General features: G+C 61.4%; 5 protein-coding genes. 2 read left to right on the top strand and 3 right to left on the bottom strand.

What is annotated here, in order from left to right:
• Positions 1-367: integrase core domain-containing protein (locus tag RH857_RS13340; RefSeq protein ID WP_310538464.1), on the top strand; the 367-nt coding region annotated here is incomplete at its 5' end.
• Positions 368-425: 58 nt separating this feature from the next.
• Here RH857_RS13340 and RH857_RS13335 read toward each other — a convergent pair.
• Positions 426-2663, bottom strand: coding sequence for a heavy metal translocating P-type ATPase (locus RH857_RS13335; RefSeq protein ID WP_374761177.1), 2238 nt, complete (start codon positions 2661-2663; stop codon positions 426-428).
• A gap of 133 nt (positions 2664-2796) precedes the next feature.
• Positions 2797-3006 (bottom strand): heavy-metal-associated domain-containing protein, encoded by a 210-nt coding sequence (locus tag RH857_RS13330; RefSeq protein WP_310538463.1) that lies wholly within the window; start codon positions 3004-3006, stop codon positions 2797-2799.
• Positions 3007-3203: 197 nt separating this feature from the next.
• On the opposite strand from RH857_RS13330, the gene RH857_RS13325 reads away from it, so the two are divergent.
• The gene (locus RH857_RS13325) at positions 3204-3800 is read left to right on the top strand and encodes a YdhK family protein (protein WP_310538462.1); all 597 of its coding nucleotides are present in this window, start codon (positions 3204-3206) and stop codon (positions 3798-3800) included.
• Positions 3801-3950: 150 nt separating this feature from the next.
• Here the strand turns inward: RH857_RS13325 and RH857_RS13320 are convergent, their stop codons facing one another.
• Complete coding sequence (locus RH857_RS13320; RefSeq protein WP_310538461.1) at positions 3951-4358, bottom strand: four-helix bundle copper-binding protein; 408 nt, start codon at positions 4356-4358, stop codon at positions 3951-3953.
• Positions 4359-4449 lie beyond the last annotated feature (91 nt).

Here is a 4449-nt window from a genome sequence, read left to right as displayed (position 1 = left end):
GATCAGCTACGCTCAGTCCAACAGGCAACTGTTGCGAGCACCGGTTGAATACGGCCAATACACGTCAGTGCGTTTCACCGAGCATCTAGAGATCGAAGGCATCCGCCCTTCGATCGGCACGGTCGGTGATGCCTATGACAACAGCCTGATGGAGTCCATCATTGGGTTGTTCAAGACTGAGTGCATTCGTACCGATGTCTTCCATGAAGGGCCCTATCGGCAGTTGGCAGACGTCGAGTTCGCCACCGCGGGCTGGGTCGATTGGTGGAACAATCGCCGCCTCCACGGGACCCTGGGAAATCTCACCCCGGTAGAGTACGAACGCGCTCACTACGCAGTTAATCTCAGTGAGCCACAGCCCGTATAACAGCGGCAGAGAACCTGGGGCGCTTCACACCGGTGGGTTGTCCTAGCAGTGTCTGATCTTAGGCGTCCACGGTTTCGGGTGCCCGGGCCAGAGCTTTGGTGGTGCTTGCTTTGGGGGTGAGATCCAAGCGGCGTAGCAGCTGGGCATTGAGGGCCACCACCACGGTGGAGGCCGACATCAAAATTGCCCCCACGCTCATGGGGAGCACAAACCCGATGGGGGCCAGCACCCCGGCGGCCAGGGGGACGGCGGCGATATTGTATCCGGCAGCCCACCACAGGTTCTGTTTCATTTTCCGGTAGCTGGCCTGAGATAGTTCAAAGACTGACAGTACTGAGCGTGGATCGGACGAGGCCAAAATGACCCCGGCCGAGCCGATGGCCACATCGGTGCCAGCGCCAATGGCGATCCCGACATCGGCCTGGGCTAGGGCCGGGGCGTCGTTGACGCCATCACCGACCATGGCCACTTTGCGGCCTTCGGCTTGGAGTTCGGCGACTTTGGCGGCTTTATCTTCGGGCCGGACCCCGGCAAAGACCCGGTCAATGCCTAACTCGTGGGCCACGGTGTCGGCTACGGCTTGGGCGTCTCCGGTGATCATCACGACTTGGGCCCCGTGGGCATGCAAGGCATCCACGGTGTCACGGGATTCGGGCCGGATTTCATCGGCTAAGCGCAGCGCACCAATAACCCGGCGGTCGGCCAGCACATGCAAGATGATGGCCCCCTCCTGGCGCCATTGCCGGGCGATGGATAATTCTGCTTGGCCATGCCGGTCTAACAGGTAGGGGCCGCCGACTTCGATGACCGTCTCGTTGACGGTGGCTTTGACCCCCACGGCAGGCGAGGAGGAGAAATCGGTGGCAGCAGGCACGTCGAGTTCGCGGGTCCGGGCAGCGCCAACAATCGCGGTGGCTAAGGGGTGCTCGCTGTCGGCTTCGGCAGCAGCAGCCAACGCCAAGATGTCATCTTCGGTGTGGTCCCCGACCGGGTGGATCCCGGTGACGGTGGGCTCGCCTTTGGTCAGCGTGCCGGTTTTATCGAAAAGCACCGCATCCACGGTGCGCATGGACTCTAGCGCCAGGCGGTCTTTGATCAATACCCCGCCACGGGCGGCGCGTTCGGTGGCAATGGACACTACCAAAGGAATCGCTAGGCCCAGGGCATGGGGGCAGGCAATCACTAATACGGTGATCGTGCGCACCACAGCAGCATCGGGGGCCCCCAGTATCGACCACACCAGGGCGGTCAGCACCGCAGCACCCAGGGCGAACCAGAACAACCAGCCCGCCGCCCGATCAGCGATGCGTTGGGCTTTGGACGAGGAGGCTTGGGCATCGGCGACGAGTTTCTGGATCCCCGCCAGGGCGGTGTCATCGCCGATAGCGGTGACTTCGACCCGCAGCCCGGAATCCGTGGCCACGGTCCCGGCCACCACGGGATCGCCCAGCCCGCGTCGGACGGTTCTGGATTCCCCGGTGACCATGGACTCATCCATGGAGGCGCTACCATTCACGATCTGGCCATCAGCCGGGACCGCCGCCCCAGGCCGCACAATGACCACGTCGCCGACGACCAGCTCAGCCGGAGCAACGGTGACCACCTCGTCGCCGTCGATCTTCTCGGCTTCATCCGGCAGCAAGGCGGCCAGGGAGTCCAGTGCTGAGGTGGTTTGGGCCAGGGATCGCATCTCAATCCAGTGGCCTAACAACATGATGACCACTAACAGGGCCAGTTCCCACCAGAAGTTCAGCTCGTGATCCAAGATGCCTAAGGTCGCACCCCAGGAGGCGATGAAGGCCACCGTGATGGCTAACCCGATGAGTAGCATCATGCCCGGTTGGCGGGCCCGGAGCTCGGCGACGGCCCCGGTCAAAAACGGTTGCCCGCCCCAGAAATAGATGATCGTGCCCAGGATCGGCGAGACCCACCACACCCAGGCGGCATCGGGGAGTTGATAGCCCAGCAGGTGGGCGAACATCGGATTGAACGCGACCACTGGAATCCCCAGCACCAACATGATCCAAAACAACCGCCGGAATTGTCCGACATGATCTCCATGGTCCCCGTGGCCATGTCCGGCATGTCCGCCGTGTGCTTCGTGGCCGGCATGGTGCTGGCCCTCCTGGCCGTGCCCGCCCGAGGCATGGTCATGATGCTCATGACCATCATGATCCATGGCACCGTCGTGGCCTGCGTGATGGTCCGGGTCGGTGCCGGTGGCCTCAGCAGACCGGGGCTGGTCGTGAGCCGTATGGCCGTTGGGGTGGTGTCCGTGGTGGTCGCGTGCAACCATGCCGGGTTCCTTTCCGCAGTAGTGATCATGAAACGGTCCCGTGACCGAAGATCCGGGCGATATCAATCGAGGGGTAGCGCCTGGTGAGGGCCTGTGGGCTCCTCAGGGCGGTGGGTTGGCAGATGGTGTCGCGCTAGATAGTCGCCGCGCGGTATCCTGCCGTATCGATCGCAGCCAGCACGGCCGTATCATCAATCGGTTCCTCGGCGCTGAGGGCCAAGCGACCGGATTGGGCACTGACCTGGACGTCGCTCACCGCAGGGAGCTGGGAGACCGCCTTACGAACCGAGGCCTCGCACCCACCGCAACTCATTCCCTGGACCAAAAACTCGCTGGTATGCATTCCTATGCTCCTTTCAGGCATCCTTGCGACGATAGCCTATACCCCTATAGGGTATATTTCAATGGATGGTCACCACAGGACCCGACCCTCCCACAATGCCAAAAGCTAAGGGCTCACAGCGTGAGATGATCCTTGCGCCACGAGGTCCTTGCCCGACCAGAACCGTCCAGAGATGCGTTCACACGACAGGAGCACTGATGAACCAACTGACCCTGATGACCCGACTCGCCTTTGGTGCCGCCGTAGGAGCCCTGGCCCTGACCAGCTGTGCCGGAGCAGGTGACGACCGTGCAGCCCCAGAATCCACCCCCACCCAAGACGAAACAACCTCCGATACCTCAGATCACGAGGCAAGCGCCCATGAACACGACCCCGACGGTGGGCCACCACCCGAAGGGATCCAGGAAGCCAGCGATCCCAGATATGAAGTCGGTGAAACCGTCGTGTTGAATGCCGATCATATGCCCGGCATGGATGGCGCTGACGCTACGATCTCGGGTGCATTTGATACCACGACCTACTCCGTTAGCTACACTCCCACCGATGGCGGCGAGCCGGTGACCGACCATAAATGGGTCGTGCATGAAGAACTCGAAGACCCCGGCGACGCGCCGCTTGCTCCTGGCCGCGAGGTCGTTTTAGACGCCGAGCACATGTCCGGGATGGACGGGGCCGAGGCCACCATTGATCGCTCCACTGACGAAACCGTCTATATGGTCGATTTCGAGATGGACGGCATGGAGATGACCAATCACAAATGGGTCGTGGAAAGCGAAATCCAACCCGACAACTAAGACCCAACTAGCCCACCAGGCCAGCAGAGTACTGCACCCACGGCCACAACACAGTGATGGGCGATGGTCGTGGGGGTAGTAGCCCTAATGACAAAAGGACCAGTCGAAGGGGTGTTTCGACTGGTCCTTTGGACTGCTGGATACGGTGGTTTAGCTAATGGTTGCCAACAGGTCTGCGCAGGCCTGTTCACAGCGTCGACAGGCCTCAGCACATATACGGCAATGGTCGTGCATGTCGGCGTGTTTTTCGCACTCGGCGGCGCATTCCGCACACGCGATGCGACACGCTTCCAACACTGCCTTTACGGTGGCCAGATTACTGCCGGTGCGCCGACTGAGCAGATGACCAGTCGCGGTGCACACGTCAGCGCAGTCTAAGTTGAGGCGAATGCAGTTGCGCAGCTCGGTGACCATCTCCTCGCCCAGACAGGCATCAGCACAGGCGGTGCAGGTCTGGGCGCATTCGAAACATGCAGCAATGCAGTCCGCAAGCTTGGCTACGTCAAGATCACTGGTGGTATTGGGGTGAGTTTCAATCATCGAGGTGATATGGCTCATGGGTCTCGTCCTCCTACAACACAGCGGTTCATTCTTGGGTCTGCTGAAGGTTCGGTTGACCGTCGGGCTTATGCCGCCAGGGCGACGGCAT

The sequence above is a fragment of the Nesterenkonia flava genome (assembly GCF_031432335.1).
Lineage (GTDB): Bacteria > Actinomycetota > Actinomycetes > Actinomycetales > Micrococcaceae > Nesterenkonia > Nesterenkonia flava.
Note: the sequence above shows the minus strand (reverse complement) of the source record. Positions and strands in the feature narration are given on the sequence as shown.